The sequence below is a fragment of the Actinotalea subterranea genome, from assembly GCF_008364845.1.
Classification (GTDB): Bacteria; Actinomycetota; Actinomycetes; order Actinomycetales; family Cellulomonadaceae; genus Actinotalea; species Actinotalea subterranea.
In genome coordinates this window covers 80,373-104,825 of the sequence record NZ_VTTP01000009.1, presented here as the reverse complement: position 1 = coordinate 104,825, position 24,453 = coordinate 80,373, and the positions used below count along the sequence as shown (strand labels likewise).

Below are 24,453 nucleotides of genomic sequence, written 5' to 3'. Positions count from 1 at the left end.
CCTGCCACGTCTCGGCCCGGTCTCGGCACGGCCGCGTCCCGGCCGACCCGGGGCGGGCTCTCGGGCTTCCGCGAGCTCTCGGCGAGTTCTCCGCGAGTTCTCGGTGAGCTCCGGGTGCGCATCGGCGTGTCGCCCGGCCCAGGATGTCGCTCGAACAGGTGTTCGGGTAGTCTCTCCACAGGTGCTGCGGCGGCCCGCGCTTCCCCAGGCGACATGTCCCTCCAGGAGGAGTGTCAGAGCCGAGGCGTAGCGTCACCACGACACGAGACAGAGCCACACAAACGACGGGCGGCCGGGCCGCCCCATGAACCCGAGGTGACACAGATGGCTGCTCCCGCAGACCGCACCAAGGCCCTCGAGGCCGCGCTTGGCCAGATCGACCGCCAGTTCGGCAAGGGCTCGATCATGCGCCTGGGTGACGAGGGCCGCGCGCCGGTCGAGGTCATCCCGACCGGGTCGATCGCGCTGGACATCGCGCTCGGGATCGGCGGCCTCCCGCGGGGCAGGGTCGTCGAGATCTACGGCCCGGAGTCGAGCGGAAAGACGACTGTCGCGCTCCACGCGGTCGCCAACGCGCAGAAGGCGGGCGGGATCGCGGCCTTCATCGACGCCGAGCACGCTCTCGACCCGGACTACGCGAAGAAGCTCGGCGTGGACACCGATGCGCTTCTGGTCTCCCAGCCGGACACGGGTGAGCAGGCCCTGGAGATCATGGACATGCTGATCCGCTCAGGTGCCATCGACATCGTGGTCATCGACTCGGTCGCGGCGCTCGTGCCCAAGGCGGAGATCGAGGGCGAGATGGGCGACAGCCACGTCGGCCTTCAGGCGCGGCTCATGTCGCAGGCCCTGCGCAAGATCACGGGTGCCCTGAGCTCGTCCGGCACGACGGCGATCTTCATCAACCAGCTGCGCGAGAAGATCGGTGTCTTCTTCGGCTCCCCGGAGACGACGACGGGCGGCAAGGCGCTCAAGTTCTACGCGTCGGTTCGGCTGGACATCCGCCGCATCGAGACCCTGAAGGAGGGCACCGACGCGGTCGGCAACCGGACCCGGGTCAAGGTCGTGAAGAACAAGATGGCGCCGCCCTTCAAGCAGGCGGAGTTCGACATCCTCTACGGCGTCGGCATCTCGCGCGAGGGCGGGCTGATCGACCTCGGTGTCGAGCACGGCTTCGTCCGCAAGTCCGGTGCCTGGTACACGTACGAGGGCGACCAGCTCGGGCAGGGCAAGGAGAACGCGCGTGGCTTCCTGCGCGACAACCCGGACCTCGCGGACGAGATCGAGAAGAAGATCAAGGAGAAGCTCGGTATCGGGGCACGCGTGGACGCGCCTGCCGACGCCGCCACGGTGGTCGACTTCTGAGCACCGCTGCAGGCGGCCGCGACAGCGGCCGCCCGCGCCACGCACGCCGTCAGCCGGCCGGGGTGAGGAGAGATATCTGATGAGTCCCTCACCCCGACGGCGGCGGACCAACACCGACGAGCCGCCGCGCACAGGTGCTGCCGCGGTCGACCCGGAGCCGGACCCGGAGTCCGTCGCCCGCTCGATCGCCCTGCGGCAGCTGACCGGCGCGCCGCGCAGTCGCCACCAGCTCGCCGAGGCCATGGCCCGTCGTGGCGTCGAGGAGGCCGTCGCCGAGCGAGTCCTCGACAGGTTCACCGACGTCGGCCTGATCGACGACGCCGAGTACGCGCAGATGCTCGTCCGCTCCCAGCGCGAGTCCCGGGGCCTGGCGCGCCGAGGGCTTGCCGTCGAGCTGCGTCGACGGGGGATCTCAGACGAGCACGCCGAGGAGGCGCTCGCCACGGTCGACGCCGAGGCCGAGGAAGCCACCGCACGGGAGATCCTGAGGCGCCGCTGGCGGTCCGGGCCGGGCGTCGACCCGCAGGCGCAGGCTCGCCGTGCCCTCTCGATGCTCGCACGCAAGGGCTACCCTCACGGCCTGTCGGCGCGGCTCGTGCGCGAGATGGTGGACGATAGGGGCAACGATCCGTGGCACACGGCGGGTGGGCTGGACTGACGGGCGCGGTCCCGGTCGAGAGGGGACCTGATGAGTGAGGCAGCGATCGTCGTCATGCTGCTCCTGGCATGCCTCGTGGCTCTGCTCCTCGTCCTCCTGGCCCGTCGAGAGGCCGGCGCGACCCGAGCCCAGGCCGCAGAGGACGTCGCGGCACTGAAGAGCGAGGCCCGCGCCCTCGTCGCGGACGCGGAGCGACGCCACGAGCGGCTCGCGAGCCGTGAGGCCGAGATCGCCGCAGAACGGCGCGAGGTCCGCGACCAGCAGCAGGCGGCTGAGCGTCGTGCCGCCGAGGCCGAGGCGGACCGCAGGGCAGCGGCCGGCGACCTCGACCAGGCCCGGAAGGAGGCTGCCGCGATGCTCGCAGCGTCCTCCGGGCTGTCCGCGGAGGAGGCCCGCGCCGAGCAGGTGCACCTCGTGCAGGAGCAGGCGACCCACGACGCCGCCGCCGAGGTGCGCCGGATCGAGGCCCGCGCGCGCCGCACCGCCGAGGAGAAGGCCCGGCGCATCGTGGCCACCGCGGTGCAGCGGGTCGCCGGTCCCACCAGCGCTCAGTCCGTCGTCACGGTCGTGCCGCTCCCGAGCGAGGACATGAAGGGCCGCATCATCGGCAAGGAGGGGCGCAACATCCGCACCTTCGAGGCGATCACCGGCGTCAACGTGATCATCGACGACACGCCCGACTCGGTGACGCTGTCGAGCTTCGACGCCGAGCGGCGGGAGATCGCGGCGGTCGCGATGGCGGCCCTCATCGCCGACGGTCGGATCCACCCCCAGCGCATCGAGATCGCCTACGAGGAGGCGGTCTCCGGCGCCGACGAACGAGCGCTCGCCGCCGGGCACGACGCGGCCGAGCGCGCGGGGGTCGGCGGGCTCCACACGGATCTCGTCGCGACGCTGGGCCGGCTCCGCCTGCGGACCAGCTACGGGCAGAACGTCCTCGCGCACCTCGTGGAGACCGCCGAGATCGCCGGGGCGCTGGCCGCCGAGATCGGCGCCGACGAGGCGCTGGCGAGGCGTGCCGCATTCCTCCATGACATCGGCAAGGCGCTGACGGCCGAGCTCGGCGGGACCCACGCCGCCGTCGGCGCGGACCTCGCGCGCAGGCTCGGGGAGTCCGCGGCGGTGGTCAACGCGATCGCGGCGCACCACGACGAGGTCCCGATGGAGACCGTCGAGGCCGTCATCGTCCAGGCGGCGGACGCCTGCTCCGCCGGGCGGCCGGGCGCGCGTCGCGAAGAGCTCGACCAGTACATCGAACGCATGGACACGCTGGAACGCCTCGTCGTCGCCCACGAGGGTGTCCGCCGCGCCGTCGCGATGGCAGCCGGCCGTGAGGTCCGGGTCGTCGTCGAGCCCGAGGTCGTCGACGACTACGCGATGCCCGGCCTGGCACGCGCCATCGCGCGCCAGATCGAGAAGGACCTGAGCTACCCGGGCGAGATCACCGTGACGGTCATCCGGGAGCTGCGCGCCAGCGCCACCGCGGGCTGACCGCGACCCGCAGGGCGAGGGCGCCCGGGGGCCGGTCAGTGCGCACGCCGACGGTCAGCGAGGTGCGGGGCCGGCCAGAGGACCGGTCTCGAGCTCGAGAGCCGTCGGGTCAGGGAGCGTCGCGCCGCTCGTCCGCGCCGTCCGGCGGCTGATCCACCGCGCGAGCCAGGACAACGTGATGTTGACGAGCAGGAAGATGCCCGCACCTGCCGCGAACAGCGCGACGAAGTACTCCCTGCCGAAGAACTGGGCGTTGAGCTGGATCGACCGCAGCAGCTCCGGGTACCCGACGATGAAGCCGAGCGAGGAGTCCTTGAGGAGCACCACGAGCTGGGCGACGAGGCTCGGCAGCATGTTCCGCACCGCCTGGGGCAGCAGGATCGTGAAGAGCGTCTGCAGCCGCGAGAGCCCGACGGCGTACGCCGCCTCCGTCTGCCCCTTCGGCAGCGAGGCGAGGCCGGACCGCAGGATCTCGGCGATGATCGCCATGTTGTAGACGGTCAGCCCGAAGACCACCGACGCGAACGCGTCCCACCCCAGAACGAGCAGCCCGAAGAACATCATCAGCAGGACCGGCAGGCCGCGGAAGATCTCGATCACCACGATCGCCGGCGCCCTGAGCAGGCTCAGACGCGCCGTCCGCCACAGGGCCAGGACCAGGCCGAAGAGCAAGGCCAGGGGTGCCGCGACGGCGGCGGCGCGCAACGTGGCGCCGAGGCCCGTGACGACCATCGAGCGCCACACGTCCGCCGACGTCTGGTTCTTGGGCGGGTCGTAGAGGACGTCCCACCGTTCGGCGGTCAGGAGCCCCTGGCTCTCCGCGTACCTCACTCCCGCGGCGAGGACGAGCAGGAGAACCACGACGCCGACGACCGAGCCGATCCGCTCGCGGCGTCGCGCCGCAGGTCCAGGTGCGTCGTACAGGATCGACGTCATCGGGCGAACGCCACCTTCCGCTCGACCACGCCGGCCAGGAGGCCCGCGGGGATCGTGATGAGCAGGTAGAACACCGCGACGCCCACCCACACCCACGGGTCGCCGGCGTTCGCCGTGCTCAGCCGACGACCGACGCCGATGAGCTCGACGAGCCCGAACCCGGCGGCGACCGACGTGTTCTTCGTCAGGGCGATGAGGACGTTGATCAGCGGGGGGATCACCGACCGCACAGCCTGCGGCAGGATCACCTGGCTCAGGGTCTGCCCGAAGGTCAGGCCGATCGCCCGGGCCGCCTCCGCCTGCCCCACGCCCACGCTGTTGATGCCCGACCGCAGCGCCTCGGAGACGAACGCGGCCGTGTACAGGCTCAGCGCGATCACCGCGACCCACAGGAACGAGAAGGCCGGGACCCCGAACTGCGGTGCCACGAAGTACATGAAGAAGAAGACCAACGTCAGCGGCGTGTTCCGGAGGAGCTCGACGTACGCCGCCGAGAACAGGCTCAGGGGGCGCAGCGGCGACACCCGCATCGCCGCGAGCAGCAGGCCCAGCGCGAGGGCGAGGACGCCCGAGTACACGGCGAGCTGGAGCGTCAGCCGGAACCCGGCGAAGAGCGCCGGGAGGTTCTCGCTGATCAGGTCCATCCCCGTGCCACCTCCTCTCGTGTCTGACGCCCGCCCTGCCGGACGTCGCTGCCCCGGACGCCTCCCGCCCCGGACCACTCACGTCGCGGTGCCGGGCACGACCGACCAGGCCGTGCCCGGCACCGCGACGGTGCTCCCTGTGCCGCGATCAGTACCGGTCGACGGCGGGCGGCTCCGGCGTCGGCAGGACGGTGCCGGCCGTGGACTCCCAGGCCTCGGTCCAGCGCCCGTCCTCGAAGATCTCCTCGAGCACGTCGTTGATCCAGTTCCGGAACTCGTCGTCGTCCTTGGCGAGCCCGATGCCGTACGGCTCCTCGGTGAACGGCTCACCGCGCACCTCGAGCTCGTCGTCGTCCGCGGCGAACCCGGCCAGGATCACGTTGTCCGTGCTGATCGCGTCGACCTGGCCGTTCTTGAGCGGGTCCAGGCACTCGTTGTACGCGCCGAAGGGCACGACCTCGGTGTCGGGGAAGTTCTCGAGGAGGTTCGCCTCAGGGGTCGAGCCGGAGACGGTGCAGACCTTGGCGCCCGCGAGGTCGTCCGGCCCCTGGATGTCCTCGTTGGACGCGAGCGTGAGGATCGACTGCCCCGCCTCGTAGTAGGGCCCCGCGAAGGAGATCCGCTCCTTGCGGGTGTCGTTGATGGTGTACGTCGCGACGACGAGGTCGACCTGGTCGGTCTCGATGAACGACTCGCGGTTCGCGGAGATGGTCTCGACCCACTCGATGTCCTCGGGGGCGATGCCGAGCTCACCGGCGATGATGGTGCCGATCTCGACGTCGAACCCCTCGGGGACGCCGTCCGGCCCCTGCAGGCCGAACAAGGGCTGGTCGAACTTCGTGCCGATGCGGATCGAGCCGGCCTCGGCGAGCTCGGCCATGGTCGAGCCCTCGGGCAGGTCGGCGGCGGCAGGGTCGTCGCCCTCCTGCATGCCGTCGTCGGCCGGCGCCTCCGGCTCCTCGGCCTCGCCGCTGCAGGCGGTCAGTGCGAGCGTCATCGCGGCAAGCACCGCGACGGCTCCTCTCCGTGTGCGCATGGGCGTTCCCTTCGGTCGTCGTCCCTGCCTCAGTACGGCGGGACTGCGGGCGTGCTGGGTGTTCGGCTCCTGGTCGTGCTGCTCATCGGTGCGGTGGAGCCCCGGCCGGCGGTCGGGGCGGCTGCGTTCAGTGGGTGAGGATCTTGGACAGGAAGTCCTTGGCCCGGTCGCTGCGCGGGTTCGTGAAGAACGTCTCCGGGTCCGCCTCCTCGACGATCTGCCCGGCGTCCATGAAGACGACCCGGTGGGCCGCGCGGCGGGCGAAGCCCATCTCGTGGGTGACCACGACCATCGTCATGCCCTCCCGTGCGAGGTCGGTCATGACGTCGAGCACCTCGTTGATCATCTCCGGGTCGAGGGCCGACGTGGGCTCGTCGAAGAGCATGACCTTGGGCTTCATCGCCAGCGCGCGGGCGATCGCGACACGCTGCTGCTGCCCGCCCGAGAGCTGCGCGGGCAGCTTGGCCGCCTGGTTCGCGACGCCGACGCGTTCGAGGAGCTCGACGGCGCGCTCCTTCGCCTCGGCGCGCTTGACGCCCTTCGCCTTGACGGGCCCGAGCATGACGTTCTCCAGGACCGTCTTGTGGGCGAAGAGGTTGAACGACTGGAACACCATGCCGACGTCCGCACGCAGCCGCGCCAGGGCCTTGCCCTCGGCCGGCAGGGGCACGCCGTCGAGCGTGATCGTGCCCGAGTCGATGGTCTCGAGCCGGTTGATCGCGCGGCAGAGGGTCGACTTGCCCGACCCTGACGGGCCGATCACGACGACCACCTCGCCACGGTGGACCGTCAGGTCGATGTCCTGCAGCACGTGCAGGGCGCCGAAGTGCTTGTTGACCTTCGTCAGGACGACGAGCGGGGTGGTCAGGGGTCCGCGCCCGGGCTCGGCCGTCGGCTCGTCGAGATCATGCGCCATCTGACGAACCTAGAGGCCGTGCGGGCTGAGGGCCAGTGCACGGCCGGCCGGGTGGTGCCACGTAGGCTGGGCCCGCTATGGCTACGACATCCCTGACCGGACGAGACGCGCAGGCCGCGCAGGCCGTCCCCGCACCCACCGACCGGACGGCCCCGGCGCCGGGCCTCGGCCGCACCTACGTCGTCCGTACCCTCGGGTGCCAGATGAACGTGCACGACTCCGAGCACATGGCCGGGATGCTCGAGGCGGCCGGCTACCGCCCGGCGACCGCCGAGGACGCGGCGCAGTCGAACGCTGACGTCGTGGTCATCAACACGTGCGCGGTCCGGGAGAACGCTGCGAGCAGGCTCTACGGCAACCTGGGCCAGCTCGCCGCCGTCAAGAAGGAGCGGCCGGGCATGCAGATCGCCGTCGGCGGCTGCCTCGCCCAGAAGGACCGGGCCGGGATCGTCGAGCGCGCGCCCTGGGTCGACGTGGTCTTCGGGACGCACAACCTGGACGCCCTGCCGGTGCTGCTCGGACGCGCCCGGCACAACGACGCCGCCCAGGTCGAGATCGCCGAGTCGCTCCAGGTGTTCCCGTCGACGCTGCCCACCCGGCGTGAGTCGGTGTACGCGGGCTGGGTGTCGATCAGCGTCGGGTGCAACAACACGTGCACCTTCTGCATCGTGCCGCACCTGCGCGGCAAGGAGCGGGACAGGCGGCCGGGGGAGATCCTCACGGAGGTCGAGGCGCTCGTCGCGCAGGGCGCGATCGAGGTGACCCTGCTGGGGCAGAACGTCAACAGCTACGGCGTCGAGTTCGGCGACCGCGGCGCCTTCGCGAAGCTGCTGCGGGCCACGGGTGCGGTGCCCGGGCTCGAGCGGGTCCGCTTCACCTCGCCCCACCCGGCGGCCTTCACCGACGACGTCATCGAGGCGATGGCGCAGACGCCGACGGTGATGCCGCAGCTCCACATGCCGCTCCAGTCCGGCTCCGACCGCGTGCTGCGCGCGATGCGACGCTCGTACCGCTCGGCCAAGTTCCTCGGCATCCTCGACCGTGTCCGCGCCGCGATGCCCGAGGCCGCGATCACGACGGACGTCATCGTCGGGTTCCCGGGGGAGACCGAGGAGGACTTCGCGCAGACCCTGCGCGTCGTCGAGGCCGCCCGCTTCTCCTCCGCGTTCACCTTCCAGTACTCGCAGCGGCCCGGCACGCCGGCGGCGGACCTCCCGGACCAGCTGCCCAAGGCCGTGGTCCAGGAGCGCTACGAGCGTCTCGTCGAGCTCCAGGAGCGCATCTCGACGCAGGAGAACGCCGCGCAGGTGGGGCGCGTGGTCGAGGTCCTCGTCTCCGAGGGCGAGGGCCGCAAGGACGGCGCGACGCACCGGGTCACCGGCCGCGCGGCGGACAACCGGCTCGTGCACCTCGCGGCCCCTCCGGCCGCGGCTGCGTTCCTGGCGGCAGGCGTCCCCTCCGGGGCGCTCGACCCGCGGGCGGCGGACGAGCTGCCCGACGACGTCCCGCGACCCGGCGACCTCGTCACGGTCGCGGTCACCGCGTCGGCGCCCCACCACCTGGTCGCCGACTCCGCGCTCGTCGGCGGGACCTACGCCGTGCGGCGGACCAGGGCCGGCGACGCGTGGGCGCGGCAGCAGCGGGCGGCCTGCGGCGTGGACGACGACCACGGGCACGGTGCCGGGTCGCAGGGCGGGCCCGTCGTCCTCCCGATGCCGGTGCTGCGCCGCTGAGGTCCGGTCAGTCCTCGGGCACGAGCGTCGCGAGCGCCGCGAACAGCTGAACGCCCGTCCCGAGCCCGCAGGCGACCAGCTGGGCCAGCTGGTCGTCCGTGACGCCGTGCTCGAGGTCGACCGAGACCTCTCCGTACAGCGCGAGCGCGCCGTCCTCCGAGCGCAGGTAGGCCTTGGGCCAGATGCGCTCGCGGTTCCAGTCGTTGACGGCGAGCAGCGCCGCGGCCCTGCGCTCCTCCGGGAGCGTCCGGTGCCAGCGGCCACGGACCTGGAGCACCTCGTGGTCGTCGCCGAGGAGCAGGAACCAGAACCGGTCGCCGTCCCAGGTGCCGGTGAGGTCGTCGTCCTCGTCGCGGTGCACGTGGTAGCCCTGACCGACCAGGTACGCCTCGACGCGGGCGCTGTCGAGCGGGCGTGGACGCTGGGCGAGGCGTGTCACGGCTGCGGGGCCGGTCGACGGGGTGCCGTCGTCGGGCGCCGGGCGGCGCCAGGGCGCGTTCACGGTGCCGTCGCCGCGGGGTCGGGGAACATCTCGTCGAGCGTGTCGAACAAGCTGCTGGTCGCGCTCACGCCGCAGTGCAGGAGCTGGCCGAGCTGGGCGTCGGTCACGCCGTGCTCGAGGTCCGTCGCGACCTCGCACGTCATGTGGACCATGCCGTCGTCGCGGACCCGCACGTACGCCTTCGGCCAGATGCGGTCGGCGTTCCACTCGTTGCAGATCTCGAGCACGTCGGGGAGTCGCTCGATCGCGAACTCACGGTTCCACTGGCCGCGTACCTGGAGGATCTCCTGGTGCTCGCCGAAGAGGAAGAAGTAGAAGAGCCGCCCTCGCCAGACGCCGCCCACGTCGCCCTCGTCGTCCACGAAGTAGCGGTAGCCGTGACGCGTGAACCACGCGCCGAGGCGCTCGTTCGTCAGGGGCGTGGGGACGTCGGGCTCGGCAGCGCCGCCCTGTGCGGGTGCGTCACGCGCAGGACCACCCAGGAGGCCGCCGAGGGGGCGTCCCGAGGTGCCCGACCCGGAGAGCTCGGGCGTGACGTCGCGTACCCGGCGGACCCAGGAGAAGAAGCCCATCGTGGCACCATACCCGGCCCCGAGGTCCTGCGGCCCGACGCGCCGTGGCATCGCCCGGATCGGGTGACGGCCCGAGCGCCGTGGGCGCACGGCACACCGCGCTCCGGCTACGGTCGTGGCGTGCTCGCCGCTGCCGTCCTCGTCCCCGAGACCGCGCTGCTCGTCCCGGGCGCCGCCGGGACGGCTGACGTGCTGCGTGACGAGCGGTCCGCCGCGGTCGCGGCGGTGCGTGACGGCCTGCGCTCCGGGCGGCCCGACCGGGTCGTCCTCGTCGGTCCGCGCGGGCGGCCTCGCACCATGGACCCCGTCGGTCTCGACCAGGTGCGCCCGACGCTGGCCGCGGCCGGGATCCCGGACGATGCTTGGGCGTCGGGCGCGTGGGCGGTCCCGGGCGAGGCCCGCGGTCCCGTGCTCGCGGACGTCGCGCTCGCCGTCGCCGCACTGGTCCTGCGCGCCGCGGGCTGGACGGGTGCGGTGAGCTGGACAGGGACTGACGACGACGGGGTCGCGCTGCGCGCGCTCGGGGCGTCCCTCGCGGACGGTGCGGACCGGGTCATGCTCCTCCTGGTGGGGTCGCTCAGCGCGCGTCGTGGCCCGGACGCGCCCCTGGCCGAGGACCCCCGCGCGGTCGCGGTCGACGCTGCGCTGCTGGACGACCTCGCGCGCCTCGGGTGGCCGACCGGCCCGGGCGCGACGTCCAGCCCCGGCGCCGTCGCGGTGCCACGCGCGCTGGCGGCCGAGCTCGCGATCACGGCCTGGGGGCCGTGCGAGGTGCTCAGGGGCGCGGCGGAGGTGGCGGCAGGCGGTGGGCCCGACGAGGCGGTCACCGCGCAGGTGCGCCTGGTGGGGGCGCCGCTCGGCGCGACCTACGCCGTCGTCCTGTGGGCGCCCCGGTGAGCGCACCGGGCCTCGTCGTCGCCGTCGTCGGGCCGACCGCGACGGGCAAGTCGGACCTCGGGGTGGCGCTCGCGCAGGCGCTCGGCGGAGAGGTCGTCAACGCCGACGCCATGCAGCTCTACCGCGGCATGGACATCGGCACCGCGAAGCTCTCGCCGGCCGACCGCCGCGGCGTCGCCCACCACCAGCTCGACGTCCTCGACGTGGGCGAGGACGCGTCCGTGGCCGCGTACCAGCGCCATGCGCGCGCCGACATCGGTGCGGTGCAGGCGCGCGGGAGCCGGGCCGTCGTGGTCGGCGGGTCGGGCCTGTACGTCCGCGCCCTGCTCGACCGGATGGAGCTCGCACCCGTGGACCCCGCCGTCCGCGCGCGCCTCGAGCAGCGCGCCCTCGAGGTGGGTCCGGGCCTCCTCCACGACGAGCTCGCAGCCGTCGACCCGGAGGCGGCCAGGGCGATCGGCCGCGCGAACACCCGCCGCATCGTGCGTGCCCTCGAGGTCATCGAGATCACCGGACGGGCGTACAGCGCGTCGTTGCCGGAGCAGGTGTACGCCGTGCCGGCCGTGCAGATCGGGCTCGACCACGCGCGGGAGGCCCTCGACCGCCGGGTCGAGGCCCGCGTCGGACGCATGTGGGACGCGGGCCTGGTCGAGGAGGTCCGCGGCCTCGCCGCCCGTGGCATGGGGCGCACCGCCGCGCGCGCCGTCGGGTACGCGGAGGTCCTCGCCATGCTTCGCGGCGACCTCACCGAGGCGGCCGCGCGTGAGGCCGTCGTCGCGGGCACCCGGCGGCTCGCCCGCAAGCAGATGGGCTGGTTCGGCCGGGACCCGCGCGTCCACTGGCTCGACGCGCAACGGCCCGACCTCGTCGACCGAGCCCTCGAGCTCGTCGGGGCGGCCGACGCCGGACGCCTGCCCGACCCGGGTCAGCGTCGCCGTACCCTCGGGTCATGACTGCACCGAGCGCGTCGTCCGCCACGCCGACGGGAGGGTCACGACCCGACGGGGCCCCGTCGAGCACCCTGGCCGTGCTCAAGGGCCACGGGACGCAGAACGACTTCGTGCTCGTCGACGACCGCGCCGGTGACCTGGACCTGACGCCCGAGCTCGTGCGTGCGCTCGCGGACCGGCGTGCGGGCGTCGGTGGCGACGGCGTCATCCGGCTCGTCGCGAGCCGGGCGCTGCCCGAGGGGGCGGCCTCCCTCGTCGAGGACCCGCGCGCCGTGTGGTTCATGGACTACCGCAACGCCGACGGGAGCGTCGCGGAGATGTGCGGGAACGGCGTCCGGGTCGTCGCGCGGCTCGCGGAGCACGTCGGCGCGTGGGACGGCAGCGGCGAGCTCGTGCTGGGCACGCGTGCCGGGGTGCGCCGGGTCCGCCGTGTCACGGACCCGACGGGCCGGGGCGCCGACTGGTACGCCGTGGACATGGGGCCGTGGCACCTGCCGGGCGGCGCAGGGGCCGTCGAGGCGGGTGGTGACGCCGAGGTGACCGTGCGCGGCCTGGACGTCGTCCGCCCGGGCCTGAGCGTCGACCTCGGCAACCCCCACACCGTCCTCGTGCTCGCCGACGCGGGCGAGCTCGCGCGTGCGGACCTGAGCGTCGCGCCCGACGTCGTGCCCGAGCCGCCGCGGGGCACCAACGTCGAGCTCGTGGTCCCGCTGGGCGAGCGCACCGAGGCCGACGGCGGCCTCACGGGCGTGGTCCGGATGCGCGTGCACGAGCGAGGCGTCGGGGAGACCCGCTCGTGCGGGACCGGGGCGTGCGCCGCCGCGTTGGCGGTGCGCACGTGGGCCGGCGCCGGTGCGCCCGACGTGTGGACGGTCGAGGTGCCGGGCGGGACAGTCCGCGTGCGGGTGCTCGACGGCGGTCACGTCGAGCTCGCGGGTCCTGCGGTGCTCGTGGCCGAGGCGGTCGTGGACCTGGAGGCCCTGCCGCGGTGAGACCGGCCGCGGCCTAGTGCGTCACGCGCAGGACGCGGAAGCCCTTCGCACTCGCGACCTTCGTGACCGGCATGGCGAGCTCGCTCGCGATCCACCGCTGCAGCGAGTCCGCCCCGAGGTTGCGCTGCACGACCAGGTGCGCGTCGGCACCGTCGTCCAGGCGGGGGAGCCAGCGGGTCAGCATCGCGTGCAGCGCGTCCTTGCCGACGCGGATCGGCGGGTTGGACCACACGGCCGCGAACAGCACGTCCTGCGGGACCTCGTCCGGCGTCACGGCGCTGACGTTCGCGAGGCCTAGGTCCCGGGCGGAGCGCCGCAGGAGGTCCAGCGCCCGCGCGTTCACGTCCACGGCCCACACGTGCGCCTCGGGCGACTCGAGCGCGAGCGTCAGCGCGACGGGGCCCCAGCCGCAGCCCAGGTCGAGGAGGTGGCCGTGCGCCGGTGCCGGGGGGACGGTGCGCAGCAGCACCTGCGTGCCGAGGTCCACGCGACCGGGCGAGAAGATGCCGCCCGCCGTCCACACGCTCACGTCGCGCCCCGCCAGCCGCACGTCCATGCGGCGCTGCTCCGCGGGCGACGCCGGCGTGGCCGTGAAGTAGTGGTCGCCTGCCGTCGGGTCCGCGGTCACGGGTGGGTGGGCCGCGCGCGGCTCCTCGGCGTCGTCGGGCACGTGCCGAACTGTACCGAGGCGCACGGGGGTGGGGCTGCGGACGTGCGGCGGTACGGCGCGCCCGGCCCGGTGCGCCGACGTCGCGCGCGGCGTCCCGCCCACGGCGTAATCGTTTCGCACCGCGACACGCCGCGTGCGACGCTAGAGGTCGACGGAAGGACCCGATGACCAACCCCGAGAACGATGCCCGGAGCTCACGCGAGCTCGCCGACGCCGTGGTCGCCCGCGTGCTGGCCAGGGCAGGGACCGCGCTGGACGACGGCGCGACCCGCCACACCGAGACCGACGGGGAGCAGCTCGACCGCGAGGACCGTGCCGCCCTGCGCCGCGTCTCGGGCCTGTCCACCGAGCTCACGGACGTCACGGAGGTCGAGTACCGGCAGCTGCGCCTCGAGCGGGTCGTGCTCGCCGGGGTGTGGACGTCAGGTACGGGGGAGGACGCCGAGCTGTCCTTGCGCGAGCTCGCCGCGCTCGCGGAGACAGCGGGCTCCGAGGTGCTCGACGGGATCCTCCAGCGACGGTCCCACCCAGACCCGGGGACGTACCTGGGCTCCGGCAAGGCCGCGGAGCTCGCGGGGATCGTCCAGGCGACGGGCGCCGACACGGTGATCGTCGACGCCGACCTGGCGCCGTCGCAGCGGCGCAGCCTCGAGGACATCGTCAAGGTCAAGGTCATCGACCGGACCGCGCTGATCCTCGACATCTTCGCCCAGCACGCGAAGTCCCGTGAGGGCAAGGCGCAGGTCGAGCTCGCGCAGCTCGAGTACCTGCTGCCGCGGCTGCGGGGCTGGGGCGAGTCCATGTCCCGGCAGGCCGGAGGCCGCGTCGCGGCGGGCGCGGGGATCGGCTCGCGCGGTCCTGGCGAGACCAAGATCGAGCTCGACCGCCGACGCATCCGCACACGCATGGCCAAGCTCCGCCGGGAGATCGCGGCGATGGCACCGTCCCGGGCGACGCAGCGCTCGTCCCGCAGGCGGCACCACGTGCCGTCGGTCGCGATCGCGGGGTACACGAACGCGGGCAAGTCGAGCCTCCTGAACCGGTTGACGGGCGCGGGTGTGCTCGTGGAGAACGCCCTGTTCGCGACCCTCGACCCCACGGTGCGGCGGGCCCAGACACCCGACGGCCGCGCCTACACGCTCTCCGACACCGTCGGGTTCGTGCGGTCCCTGCCGACCCAGCTCGTCGAGGCGTTCCGCTCCACGCTCGAGGAGGTCGGGGACGCCGACCTCATCCTGCACGTCGTCGACGTCTCGCACCCGGACCCCGAGGGCCAGGTGGCGGCCGTCCGCGCCGTGCTCGCGGAGATCGAGGGCGCGGGTGCGATCCCCGAGCTCGTGGTGCTCAACAAGGCCGACGTCGCCGACCCCGACGTGGTCGCCCGCCTGCGGCGACGCGAGCCGCGTTCGGTCGTCGTCTCGGCCCACACAGGAGCGGGCATCGAAGACCTGCGGGAGAGGATCGCCGCCGAGCTGCCCCACCCCCTCGAGACCGTCGACGTCGTCGTGCCGTACCGGCGGGGCGACCTCGTGAGCCGCGCGCACACCGCGGGCGAGATCGAGGCCGAGGAGCACACGGAGCAGGGCACGGTCCTGCGCGGACGCGTCGACCCGGACCTGGCTGCCGAGCTGCGGGCCGTCTCCGTCGGCTGAGACCCGGGGACGAGGTCGGGGGCGGCGGGTCGAGCATCTAGGCTTCCCGGGTGAGTCGGAAGCGCACGTCCTCGTCGTCGGACGACGGGCAGGACGGGCCGGGGACGTCCGGGCACCCGACGCCCGACGGCGCCCCCCGTCGGGCCGACGCCGCCGAGACGGCACCGACGGGTGAGACGGCTGCGGCCGACGCCCTCCTCGACCTCGCCGTCACGGCGCTCGGGGGTCGTCGCCGGGATGGACAGCACGCCATGGCGCGCGCCGTGGCCGCATCGATCGACCGTCGCGAGCACCTGCTCGTCCAGGCGGGCACGGGCACGGGCAAGTCGCTCGCGTACCTCGTGCCGGCGGTGCGGCACGCGGTCGTCGCCGACGAGCGCGTGGTCGTCTCGACGGCGACCCTGGCGCTCCAGCGGCAGGTCATGACGCGTGACCTCCCGCTCGTCGCCGCCGCCGTCGCGCCGCAGCTCCCACGCGCGCCGCAGATCGCGCTGCTCAAGGGCTGGCACAACTACCTGTGCCTGCAGAAGGTCGCCGGCGGCTATCCCCAGGACGAGCCGGGGACGCTGTTCGCGGCCGTCGGCGAGTCGCCCGGGGCTGCGGAGCACCCCGCCCTCACCGGGGCGGACGAGCCGGGCGCGACAGGCGGTGGCGTGGGCGAGCTGGGCCGTCAGGTCCTGCGGCTGCGCGAGTGGGCCGACGAGACGACGACGGGCGACCGGGACGACCTCGTGCCGGGCGTGCCCGACCGCGCGTGGCGGCAGGTCTCGGTCACCGCGATGGAGTGCCTGGGCAGCAAGTGCCCGCTGGTCGAGGAGTGCTTCCCGGAGCAGGCCCGCGCGCGTGCACGCGAGGCTGACGTCGTCGTGACGAACCACGCGATGCTCGGGATCGCCGCCGGGGGCTCCCCGGGCGTCCTGCCCGAGCACGACGTGCTCGTCGTGGACGAGGCGCACGAGCTCACGGACCGCGTCACGGCCCAGGCCACGGCAGAGCTGTCGGTCGCGACCGTGGAGCATGCGGCACGGCTCGCCCGCCGTCACGGCGGCGTCCAGACGACCGAGCTCGACACGGCGACGCAGGCGCTCGGCACCGCGCTCGCCGCGCTGCCCGAGGGACGGTTCAGGGGTGGCCTGCCACCCGAGGCGGCCATGGCCGTCGCGGCTGTCCGCGACGGGATGCGCGGGCTCCTGACGGCCCTCAAGCCCGAGCCCGGCGGCCCCGCGGCGAGCCAGGCCGAGGGGGGCCTCAAGATGGCTGTCTCCGCGGTGCTGGCCGTGTTCGAGATCGCGGAACGCATGAGCGGCGACGCCGCGAGCAACGGCTTGGACGTGCTGTGGTGCGCGCGGGGCGACCAGGGCTTCGGCCGTTCGGGCGCGTCTCGCCTGCACGCGGCGCCGCTCGCGGTGGCGGGCCTCGTGCGCGCACACCTGCTGACGGGACGCACGGCCGTGCTCACCTCGGCGACCCTCGCGCTCGGCGGCAGCTTCACGCCCGTGGCCAGGAGCGTCGGGCTCGACCCGGAGCAGGAGGCGCAGGGCGAGGTGGACGCACCCGCCGCACCCCTGGCGGCGCCGTCGCACGACCCAGCGGTCGCCCGGGCGTGGCGTGGGCTCGACGTGGGCAGCCCGTTCGACTACCCGCGCAGCGGGATCCTGTACGTCGCCAGGCACCTTCCCGCGCCGGGGCGTGAGCCGACCACGCAGGCGCAGCTCGACGAGATCGCCGAGCTCGTCAGCGCCGCGGACGGGGCGACCCTCGGCCTGTTCTCGTCCCGCCGGGCGGCGGTCGCGGCTGCGGAGGCGATGCGCGAACGCCTCGACGTGCCGATCCTGTGCCAGGGCGACGACCAGCTCCCGACCCTCGTCCGGCAGTTCGCGCAGGACGGGCGGACGTGCCTGTTCGGGACGCTCTCCCTGTGGCAGGGGGTCGACGTCCCCGGCGACGCGTGCCGGCTCGTGCTCATCGACCGGATCCCGTTCCCGCGGCCCGACGACCCGGTCCGGTCCGCGCGCACGGAGGCTGTCGAGGCGTCGGGTGGGAACGGCTTCATGACGGTGTCGGCGAGCCACGCGGCGCTCCTCCTCGCGCAGGGTGCGGGCCGGCTCATCCGGACGGACACGGACCGCGGCGTCGTCGCCGTCCTCGACCCACGTCTCGCGACCGCGAGGTACGGGTCGTTCCTCGCACGCAGCATGCCGCCGTTCTGGCAGACGACGGACCGCGCGGTCGCGCTGGCCGCGCTCGCCAGGCTCGCGAGGGGCGCGGCGCCGGCCACCCCGGCCGTAGGGTGAGGCACACCGAGGACCGAACGACAGGGAGCATCGTGGTGGACAGCAACGGGCGTGCCGAGCGTCGGATCAGCGAGGCGGACGAGATGGGCCTGGACGCGGTCCCCGCGGGACGCAGGACGACCAAGCTCGCCGTGGTCGGTGCGGGCTCCGTCGGGTCGACGATGGCGTACGCCGCTCTGATGCGCGGCGCCGCGCGCACCGTGGCGCTGTACGACATCAACGCGGCGAAGGTCGAGGCCGAGGCGCTCGACATCGGCCACGGCATCCAGTTCATGCCCATGGCCGACGTCGTCGGCTCCGACGACATCGCGGTGTGCGCGGGGGCCGACGTCGTCGTCGTGACGGCGGGCGCCAAGCAGAAGCCCGGCCAGACCAGGATCGACCTCGCGGAGGCCACGATCTCCCTGGTCCGCTCGATCCTTCCGCGGCTGGTGGAGGTCGCACCCGACGCCGTCTACGTGATGGTCACGAACCCCGTCGACATCGTCACGTACGCCGCTCTCAAGATCTCGGGGCTGCCCGCGAACCAGCTCTTCGGCTCCGGCACGGTCCTCGACTCGTCACGCCTGCGGTACCTGCTCGCCCAGCACACGGGCGTCGCCGTCCAGAACATCCACGCGTACATCGCCGGGGAGCACGGCGACTCCGAGATCCCGCTGTGGAGCTCGGCGACCATCGGGTCGGTGCCCCTCATGCAGTGGCCGGGCGTCATGGGCCCGGACGGCCGGGTCGAGGGGCGGTTGGGCTCCGCGGACCGCAAGCGCATCGCGGAAGAGGTCGTCAACTCCGCCTACCGGATCATCGCGGGCAAGGGCGCGACCAACTACGCCGTGGCCCTCGCCGGCTCGCGCATCATCGAGGCCGTGCTCAACGACGAGCGGCGCGTCCTGCCCGTCTCGTCCCTGCTCGACGGGTACCTCGGCATCTCGGACGTGTGCCTCTCGGTGCCGTCGATCGTCGGGAGGCACGGGGTCGGTGCGCGGCTCGAGGTCGCCATGAGCGACGAGGAGCTCAGCGGCCTGCGCAGCTCCGCCGAGGCCCTGCGCTCGGTCGCGCGCCAGTTCGGGCTGTAGCGGCGCGGGACCTGACCGTCCCGCGCGCGCAGGTCAGAGGCTGCGAAGGACCGTGACGACGCGCCCGAGCACGACCGCGTCGTCGCCCGGGATCGGTGCGTACGACGGGTTCTGCGGGAGCAGCCACACGTGGCCGTCGGCGCGGCGCAGGGTCTTGACCGTCGCCTCGCCGTCGATCATGGCCGCGACGATCTCCCCGTTCTCGGCGACCGGCTGCCTGCGGACGACCACCCAGTCGCCGTCGCAGATCGCGGCGTCGATCATCGAGTCGCCCGCGACCTTGAGGAGGAACAGCTCCCCGTCGCCCACGAGCTGACGCGGCAGCGGGAAGACGTCCTCCACGACCTGCTCGGCAAGGATCGGTCCGCCGGCGGCGATCCGGCCGACCACGGGGACGTAGGAGGGCGTGGGTGTCGCGTCGCCGCGCGCGAGGTCGTCCTCGGCGTGCCCGACCTCGGCGCCGAAGGGGCTGATCGCGCGCGAGTCGTCCGGGTGGACGACCTCGATGGCCCGGGGGCGGTTCGGGTCCCGCCGCAGGTACCCCTTGCGCTCCAGGACCGTCAGCTGGTGCTTGACGGAGGATGGGCTCGTCAGACCGACGGCCTCCCCGATCTCACGCATGCTGGGCGGGTACCCGCGGCTCTCGACGCTCGACCGGATGGTCTCGAGCACGAGCCGCTGCCTGCTGGTCAGGCCGTTCCCGTCGGCTGCGCCGTCCGGCAGCGCGTGGACGGAGGCGAGCGTCCCGTCGGACCCCGTCGGTGGGGTGGTTCTCGCTGCCACGGTGACCTCCTGGGCCAAGTCGTCCATGCGTCGTCGGGTCCTGCTCGGTCCGTCCGCGGTGCCTGACGGGCCGCCCGCCACCGGTGCCCTGACGCGGGCCCCGGGGCCGTGTCAGTGGTCGGTGGTGGGCTCTTCTCGTGGCTCCCACCCTAGGGGCGCCGCGGTTAGGGATCAAACACCTGTTCGAGCGTGTCTCGACATCGCGCGGGATTCCGTGCTACACATCGTACAGACGTTCGACGAACAGGTGTTCGACGATTCACGAGGAGACGACCATGAGCGCGATCGCTTGGGACAACCACCCGGCTCTCGGTGCGGGTGCGCCTCGGCGGCGCCGGGTCGGGCAGGGCACGAGCTCCGCGGCTGTCATGCGTGGGTCCCGCGTGGACGCACCCTCGAACGCGAGCGCCGGTACCGGCTCGGTCCGGCTGACGAGGCGGGGGAGGGCCGTGGTGATCGTGCTCGCGAGCATCCTCGCGCTCGGTGCCGGCTTGTCGGCGCAGCGGGCCATGGCAGACGGCCCGGCGGACGCGGTGCCGGTCGTCGCCCGCACCGTGGCGGCGGGAGAGACGCTGTGGGCCATCGCCGGTGAGGTCGCCGGGCCCGGCCAGGACATCCGCGACGTTGTGGACCGGATCGCCGAGGTCAACGGCCTCGACGGCGTCGAGCTGCAGGCCGGGCAGCAGATCCTGGTGCCCGCGCAGTCCTGACACCGGCACGGGTGCCGCCGGCCCTGGGCGAGGCGTCGCACGGGCCTGTGAGAGCGGCGAGATTCTTGCACCGCCTGGGGCGCCCCCGTACGGTGGCCGACGTATCGCGTCGACCCGTCCGGGTCGGCGCGCACACGGGGGCCGCCGACGTCCGATGCGAGCGCGTCCCTGCTGTTCCGAGAGGTGACGTCCCGGTGCACTGCCCCTTCTGCCGCCACGCGGACTCGCGCGTCGTCGACTCACGAACCTCCGACGACGGATCCTCGATCAGGCGGCGACGCCAGTGCCCGGCGTGCCAGCGGCGTTTTACGACGATCGAGACGGCCAGCCTGTCCGTGGTCAAGCGGTCGGGAGTGACCGAGCCGTTCAGCAGGGACAAGATCGTCACGGGCGTGCGCAAGGCGTGCCAGGGGCGCCCGGTCAGTGAGGACGACCTCGCCGTGCTCGCCCAGCGAGTCGAGGAGACCCTGCGCAGCACGGGCAGTGCCGAGCTCGACGCGCACGAGATCGGCCTGGCGATCCTCGGGCCGCTGCGGGAGCTCGACGAGGTCGCCTACCTGCGGTTCGCAAGCGTCTACCAGGCGTTCCAGTCGCTCGACGACTTCGAGAGCGCGATCACCGCGCTTCGCGCCGAGCACGCGCACGCTGCGGACGAGGCAGCGCCGTCGGACGCGGCGCCCGCCTCTGCGGGTCCGGCCGCCGCCGACTGACCCGAGCGGTCGCGAGGGCGGGGCCGCGGTGCGAACCTGAGCACCTCACCCACCTGGAGGTGCGATGTCAGCTCTCCCGACGGCGCCCCGCGGCGTCGCGTCACCGGTCGACGAGCAGCTGCTCGAGATCTACCTCAGCGACCACCTCGCCGGTGCGGTCGCGGGCTCCCACCGCATCGGGCGTCTCGCACGCACGCTCAGGGGGACGCGGGTCGGACCGACGATCTCCCGCGTCGCCGCCGAGGTGAGCGACGAGCGTGAGGAGCTGAGGCGTCTGATCGGGACCCTCGGCCTGGCGGGGTCGCCGCTGAAGCAGGCCGTCGCCAGGGCGGGCGAGGTCGCGGCACGGCTCAAGGCGAACGGCCGCATCGTGCGCAGCTCCCCGCTGACGGCGCTCCTGGAGACGGAGATCGCTCGCAGCGCCGTGGCCGGCAAGCTCGGGCTGTGGCAGACCCTGGACGGGCTCGGCGAGGCGAGCGGCATGGCTCCCGGCCGCTCCGCCCGGCTCGTGGACCAGACCGCGGCGCAGCTCGAGGCGCTGACCGAGGTGCACGCCTACGTCCGCGCGCGTGCCCTGCGGGCGGGCGCCGCTCGGGCGTGACGCGTCAGCTCTTGTCGATGATCTGCTCGCGCACCACGCGCCGCAGCACCTTGCCGATCTGGGAGCGCGGCAGCTCCGTGAGCACGACGAGGTCCCGGGGGTGCGCGTAGCGCGCGAGCTTCTGCTCGCTCCATGCGCGCACGGCGGCGAGCTCGATGCGGGTCGCACCCTCGGCGAGGACGATGGCGGCCACGACCTTCTCGCCGAGGTCGCCCCCGGGGATGCCGACCACGGCGACGTCCTGGATCCCGGGCATCTGGCGCAGGTGGTCCTCGACCTGGGAGGGGTACACGTTGAACCCGCCCGTGATGATGACCTCCTTGATGCGGTCGACGAGGCGCACGAACCCGCCGTCCTCGACGACCACGACGTCACCCGTGCGCAGCCACACCCGGTCGCCGTCCTCGAGCAGCACGGCCGCCGTGTCCTCGGGGCGGTTCCAGTACCCGTCGAAGACCTGCGGGCCGCTGATGAGGAGCTCGCCCCGCTCGCCCGGCTCGACGTCGCGCGTCGGGTCCTCCGGGTCCACGACGCGCACGTAGGTCGACGGGAAGGGGAGGCCCAGCATCCCGGGCCGTCGCTCGGGCGACATCGGGCTGCCGAGGGCGACGGGCGACGTCTCGGTCATCCCGTAGCCCTCCACGAGGATGCCGCCCGTGACGTCCTCCCACCCCGCGGCCGTCTCGCCGGACAGCGACATCGCGCCGGAGATCGCGTGCCGGATGGACGTGAGGTCGGTGCCGGTGCGCCGGGCTCCTGCCGTGAGGCGCTCGAACATCGGCGGGACACCGGGGATGAACGTGGCCGGCCGCCGCCGCTGCGCCGCGAGCACGCTGTCGACGTCGAACTTCGGGAAGATCACGATGGTCGCCGCGAGACGGATCGCGTACGTCAGGCACAGCATGAGCCCGAACGCGTGGAAGAACGGCAGCGCGGCGTAGATCGTCTGGTTGCCCTCGGTGTGCTGCGTCCAGGCCTGACCCTGCGCAGCGTTGACCGCGACGTGCCGGTGCCGCAGCACCGCGCCCTTGGGCGTGCCGGTCGTGCCGCCGGTGTACTGCAGGAGCGCGATGTCGTCCAGGCCCGGCTGGGGGTGGTCGGACGGGAGCGGTCGCGCGTGCGCCACCAGGCGGTCCCAGCGCAGGACGCCTGCGTCGGCGCGGACCCGGGAGCGCATCGACGCGCGCGTCTTGCGGGCGGCGGGGACGGGCAGGTAGAGCGCGGCCCGCTTGACCCCGGGCAGGTCGGACGCCAGGTTCACCGCGATCACGGTGCGGAGGTCGGTCCCCGCCCGGACCTCCTGGACGGCAGCGACGGCCTTCTCCCACACGATCGCCACGACGGCGCCGCTGTCGCTCAGCTGGTGCTCGAGCTCGTTCGCCGAGTACGTCGGGTTGTGCTCGACGACGACACCGCCGATGCGCAGGACCGCGTAGAACGCGACGACGTGCGTCGCGCAGTTGGGCAGGACCAGTGCGACGCGGTCACCCGGCCGGACGCCGATCTCGCGCAGGGCCTCAGCGGCCCGCTCCACCCGCCGCAGCAGCGCGTCGTACGTCGTCACCGCACCCATGAAGTCGGTGGCGACCCGCGAGGGGTACGCCTCGGCGCTGCGGGCGAGGGTCACGGTGACCGGCTCGGTCGGTACGTCCACGTCCGCGGGCACGCCCGGGGCGTAGGAGTCGAGCCAGGGGCGGGGCAGGGGGGTGCTCACGCCCCCAGGGTATCCCTACGGCGCCGTAGGTTACCGCACCGTAGGTCACGCGTCGTCGGGGTGGCCGGGGCTCCGCCCCGCGCTCACAGGTCACTCGACCGGCTGGCCCAGATGTTGACGTCCGCGTCGACCGCGTGCCGGTCGATCGCCTCGAGCTCGTCGGTGCTGAACGGGGGCGAGGCGACCGCTCCCAGGTTGGCCAGGAGCTGCTCGGTGCTGCTGGCCCCCACCACCACGGAGGTCACCCGTGGGTCCCGGGCGGCCCACGCGATCGCCATCTGCGCCAGGCTCTGACCACGGTCGTGGGCGATGCGGTCGAGCGCGCGCACGTGGTCCAGGGTCTCGGCCGTGAGCATCCGAGGGTCGAGCGGGCCGCCACGTGCCGCACGCGACCCCGCAGGCACGCCGCCGAGGTAGCGCTCCGTGAGCATGCCCTGGGCCAGCGGCGAGAAGACCACTGTGCCGAGTCCTGCGGCCCCGACGACGTCGAGCAGGCTCGCGCCGCCGGCGTCGGCGGCCGGGCGCTCGATCCAGCGGTTGAGCATCGAGTACGACGGCTGGTGCAACGTGAGGCGCAGACCGATCCGCGAGGCGACGGCGAGCGCCTGGCGCGTGCGTGCCGCCGAGTAGGAGGAGATGCCCGCGTAGAGCGCCTTGCCCTGGTCGACGGCCGTCTTGAGCGCGCCGAGCGTCTCCTCGAGCGGCGTGGCCGGGTCGAACCGGTGGCTGTAGAAGACGTCGACGTGCTCCAGGCCGAGCCGTCGCAGCGACTGGTCGAGCGATCGCAGGAGGTAGGCCCGCGAACCGTGCTCCCCGTAGGGCCCGGGCCACATCCGGTACCCGGCCTTGGTGGTCAGGACGAGCTCGTCACGGCGGCCCCGGAGGTCGGTGCGCAGCAGCGTGCCCATGACCTCCTCGGCCGCGCCCGGGGGCGGGCCGTAGTTGTTGGCCAGGTCCAGGTGCGTGATCCCGTGCTCGACGGCCGCCAGGACGATGGCGCGCTGCACCTCGAAGGGCTGCGCCGCTCCGAAGTTCTGCCACAGGCCGAGGGAGACCAGGGGGAGGTCGAGGCCCGATCGGCCCGCGCGCCGGAAGGTCATGGACGAGGTGCCCGGGGCGTGCGGTCGCGTGTCGCTCGACATGCGTCGACCGTAACGCGCCGCGCCCGCACCCCCGTGCACGCCCGGCGGTGCCGCCGCCGGGACGAGAATGGGGTGGCGCGTCCCCGTCGCGTACCGTCAGGCTGGTCAGGACCGGTGCGGTCCGGCCTCGGCTCACATGCGGCGAGGGCGACGTCACACCATCTCGAGCAGGACGAGCAGGAGGTAGGCCATGGCCGACCACGACCAGGAGGCTCCGTCGCACACGGAGCCGGCCGCAGCCGACGATGCGAAGGCGCGATTCCGTGCGGCGCTCGCGCGCAAGCAGGAGAGCGCGCACCGGACCGCGGAGGGACGCCAGAACACGGGCGTCGTCCACGGCTCCGAGGTCACCGGGGGCGGCAAGCGCGCCTTCCGGCGCAAGACGGGCTGACGGGGCCCGCCCGCTCCCGGC

The 24,453-nt window shown here is 73.5% G+C and carries 23 protein-coding genes and 1 pseudogene; 14 read left to right on the top strand and 10 right to left on the bottom strand.

Annotated elements, in window-relative coordinates:
- Positions 1-324: 324 nt before the first annotated feature.
- From recA to rny, 3 genes and pseudogenes are all read left to right on the top strand, one after another.
- Positions 325-1,359, top strand: a pseudogene (gene recA, locus FZ988_RS14575) (recombinase RecA); the annotation flags it as partial.
- Positions 1,360-1,444: 85 nt separating this feature from the next.
- Entirely contained in the window at positions 1,445-2,023 is a 579-nt protein-coding gene (locus FZ988_RS14570; protein ID WP_149204750.1) for a regulatory protein RecX, read from the top strand.
- A gap of 30 nt (positions 2,024-2,053) precedes the next feature.
- The gene (rny, locus tag FZ988_RS14565) at positions 2,054-3,514 is read left to right on the top strand and encodes a ribonuclease Y (RefSeq protein WP_149204749.1); all 1,461 of its coding nucleotides are present in this window, start codon (positions 2,054-2,056) and stop codon (positions 3,512-3,514) included.
- Between the two features lie 54 nt (positions 3,515-3,568).
- On the opposite strand, the gene FZ988_RS14560 is transcribed toward rny, so the two are convergent.
- From FZ988_RS14560 to FZ988_RS14545, 4 genes are all read right to left on the bottom strand, one after another.
- A complete protein-coding gene (locus tag FZ988_RS14560; RefSeq protein WP_149204748.1) occupies positions 3,569-4,450 on the bottom strand; it encodes an amino acid ABC transporter permease in 882 nt (293 codons plus the stop codon).
- Positions 4,447-5,094: an amino acid ABC transporter permease gene (locus FZ988_RS14555; protein WP_149204747.1), complete on the bottom strand. Its 648-nt coding sequence runs from the start codon at positions 5,092-5,094 to the stop codon at positions 4,447-4,449. The genes FZ988_RS14560 and FZ988_RS14555 overlap by 4 nt, the downstream gene beginning before the upstream one ends.
- A 148-nt stretch (positions 5,095-5,242) precedes the next feature.
- Entirely contained in the window at positions 5,243-6,130 is an 888-nt protein-coding gene (locus FZ988_RS14550) for a glutamate ABC transporter substrate-binding protein (RefSeq protein WP_149204746.1), read from the bottom strand.
- Between the two features lie 127 nt (positions 6,131-6,257).
- A complete protein-coding gene (locus tag FZ988_RS14545) occupies positions 6,258-7,046 on the bottom strand; it encodes an amino acid ABC transporter ATP-binding protein (RefSeq protein WP_149204745.1) in 789 nt (262 codons plus the stop codon).
- Between the two features lie 77 nt (positions 7,047-7,123).
- Here FZ988_RS14545 and miaB point away from each other — a divergent pair, with 77 nt between their 5' ends.
- Positions 7,124-8,779 (top strand): tRNA (N6-isopentenyl adenosine(37)-C2)-methylthiotransferase MiaB, encoded by a 1,656-nt coding sequence (miaB, locus tag FZ988_RS14540; protein ID WP_149204744.1) that lies wholly within the window; start codon positions 7,124-7,126, stop codon positions 8,777-8,779.
- A 7-nt stretch (positions 8,780-8,786) separates the two neighbouring features.
- On the opposite strand, the gene FZ988_RS14535 is transcribed toward miaB, so the two are convergent.
- A complete protein-coding gene (locus FZ988_RS14535; RefSeq protein ID WP_246169529.1) occupies positions 8,787-9,281 on the bottom strand; it encodes a type III secretion system chaperone family protein in 495 nt (164 codons plus the stop codon).
- The gene (locus tag FZ988_RS14530; RefSeq protein WP_149204743.1) at positions 9,278-9,853 is read right to left on the bottom strand and encodes a type III secretion system chaperone family protein; all 576 of its coding nucleotides are present in this window, start codon (positions 9,851-9,853) and stop codon (positions 9,278-9,280) included. The genes FZ988_RS14535 and FZ988_RS14530 overlap by 4 nt, the downstream gene beginning before the upstream one ends.
- A gap of 120 nt (positions 9,854-9,973) precedes the next feature.
- On the opposite strand from FZ988_RS14530, the gene FZ988_RS14525 reads away from it, so the two are divergent.
- The 3 genes from FZ988_RS14525 to dapF are packed head-to-tail and all read left to right on the top strand — an operon-like array spanning position 9,974 to position 12,692.
- Entirely contained in the window at positions 9,974-10,750 is a 777-nt protein-coding gene (locus FZ988_RS14525) for a class III extradiol ring-cleavage dioxygenase family protein (RefSeq protein WP_149204742.1), read from the top strand.
- Positions 10,747-11,703, top strand: a complete 957-nt coding sequence (gene miaA, locus FZ988_RS14520; protein WP_188079121.1) for a tRNA (adenosine(37)-N6)-dimethylallyltransferase MiaA — start codon at positions 10,747-10,749, stop codon at positions 11,701-11,703. The genes FZ988_RS14525 and miaA overlap by 4 nt, the downstream gene beginning before the upstream one ends.
- Positions 11,700-12,692, top strand: coding sequence for a diaminopimelate epimerase (gene dapF, locus FZ988_RS14515; RefSeq protein ID WP_149204740.1), 993 nt, complete (start codon positions 11,700-11,702; stop codon positions 12,690-12,692). Before miaA ends, dapF begins: the two co-directional genes overlap by 4 nt.
- Before the next feature lie 13 nt (positions 12,693-12,705).
- Here dapF and FZ988_RS14510 read toward each other — a convergent pair whose 3' ends face one another.
- The gene (locus tag FZ988_RS14510) at positions 12,706-13,248 is read right to left on the bottom strand and encodes a class I SAM-dependent methyltransferase (protein WP_149204793.1); all 543 of its coding nucleotides are present in this window, start codon (positions 13,246-13,248) and stop codon (positions 12,706-12,708) included.
- Positions 13,249-13,526: 278 nt separating this feature from the next.
- Between FZ988_RS14510 and hflX the strand changes: the two genes are divergently transcribed.
- The 3 genes from hflX (at position 13,527) to FZ988_RS14495 (ending at position 18,381) form a co-directional block, all read left to right on the top strand.
- Positions 13,527-15,014, top strand: a complete 1,488-nt coding sequence (hflX, locus tag FZ988_RS14505) for a GTPase HflX (protein WP_149204739.1) — start codon at positions 13,527-13,529, stop codon at positions 15,012-15,014.
- Between the two features lie 50 nt (positions 15,015-15,064).
- On the top strand, positions 15,065-17,308 hold the full coding sequence (locus tag FZ988_RS14500; protein ID WP_246169528.1) for an ATP-dependent DNA helicase: 2,244 nt from the start codon (positions 15,065-15,067) through the stop codon (positions 17,306-17,308).
- Between the two features lie 83 nt (positions 17,309-17,391).
- Positions 17,392-18,381: an L-lactate dehydrogenase gene (locus FZ988_RS14495; RefSeq protein WP_149204791.1), complete on the top strand. Its 990-nt coding sequence runs from the start codon at positions 17,392-17,394 to the stop codon at positions 18,379-18,381.
- 33 nt (positions 18,382-18,414) lie between these two features.
- Here FZ988_RS14495 and lexA read toward each other — a convergent pair whose 3' ends face one another.
- The gene (gene lexA, locus FZ988_RS14490) at positions 18,415-19,191 is read right to left on the bottom strand and encodes a transcriptional repressor LexA (RefSeq protein ID WP_149204738.1); all 777 of its coding nucleotides are present in this window, start codon (positions 19,189-19,191) and stop codon (positions 18,415-18,417) included.
- Positions 19,192-19,439: 248 nt separating this feature from the next.
- Here lexA and FZ988_RS14485 point away from each other — a divergent pair, with 248 nt between their 5' ends.
- The 3 genes from FZ988_RS14485 (at position 19,440) to FZ988_RS14475 (ending at position 21,185) form a co-directional block, all read left to right on the top strand.
- Positions 19,440-19,874 carry a LysM peptidoglycan-binding domain-containing protein gene (locus FZ988_RS14485; protein WP_246169527.1) on the top strand — a complete coding sequence of 145 codons (435 nt, stop codon included), beginning with the start codon at positions 19,440-19,442 and terminating at the stop codon, positions 19,872-19,874.
- Between the two features lie 194 nt (positions 19,875-20,068).
- Positions 20,069-20,584 (top strand): transcriptional regulator NrdR, encoded by a 516-nt coding sequence (gene nrdR / locus FZ988_RS14480; RefSeq protein WP_149204737.1) that lies wholly within the window; start codon positions 20,069-20,071, stop codon positions 20,582-20,584.
- A 64-nt stretch (positions 20,585-20,648) separates the two neighbouring features.
- Positions 20,649-21,185, top strand: coding sequence for a hypothetical protein (locus FZ988_RS14475; protein WP_149204736.1), 537 nt, complete (start codon positions 20,649-20,651; stop codon positions 21,183-21,185).
- 4 nt (positions 21,186-21,189) lie between these two features.
- Here FZ988_RS14475 and FZ988_RS14470 read toward each other — a convergent pair whose 3' ends face one another.
- Both FZ988_RS14470 and FZ988_RS14465 read right to left on the bottom strand, forming a co-directional pair.
- On the bottom strand, positions 21,190-22,899 hold the full coding sequence (locus tag FZ988_RS14470) for an AMP-binding protein (RefSeq protein WP_149204735.1): 1,710 nt from the start codon (positions 22,897-22,899) through the stop codon (positions 21,190-21,192).
- Positions 22,900-22,982: 83 nt separating this feature from the next.
- Positions 22,983-24,041: an aldo/keto reductase gene (locus FZ988_RS14465; protein ID WP_149204734.1), complete on the bottom strand. Its 1,059-nt coding sequence runs from the start codon at positions 24,039-24,041 to the stop codon at positions 22,983-22,985.
- A 190-nt stretch (positions 24,042-24,231) separates the two neighbouring features.
- On the opposite strand from FZ988_RS14465, the gene FZ988_RS14460 reads away from it, so the two are divergent.
- Positions 24,232-24,432 carry a DUF5302 domain-containing protein gene (locus FZ988_RS14460; RefSeq protein WP_149204733.1) on the top strand — a complete coding sequence of 67 codons (201 nt, stop codon included), beginning with the start codon at positions 24,232-24,234 and terminating at the stop codon, positions 24,430-24,432.
- The last annotated feature ends 21 nt before the right edge of the window (positions 24,433-24,453 follow it).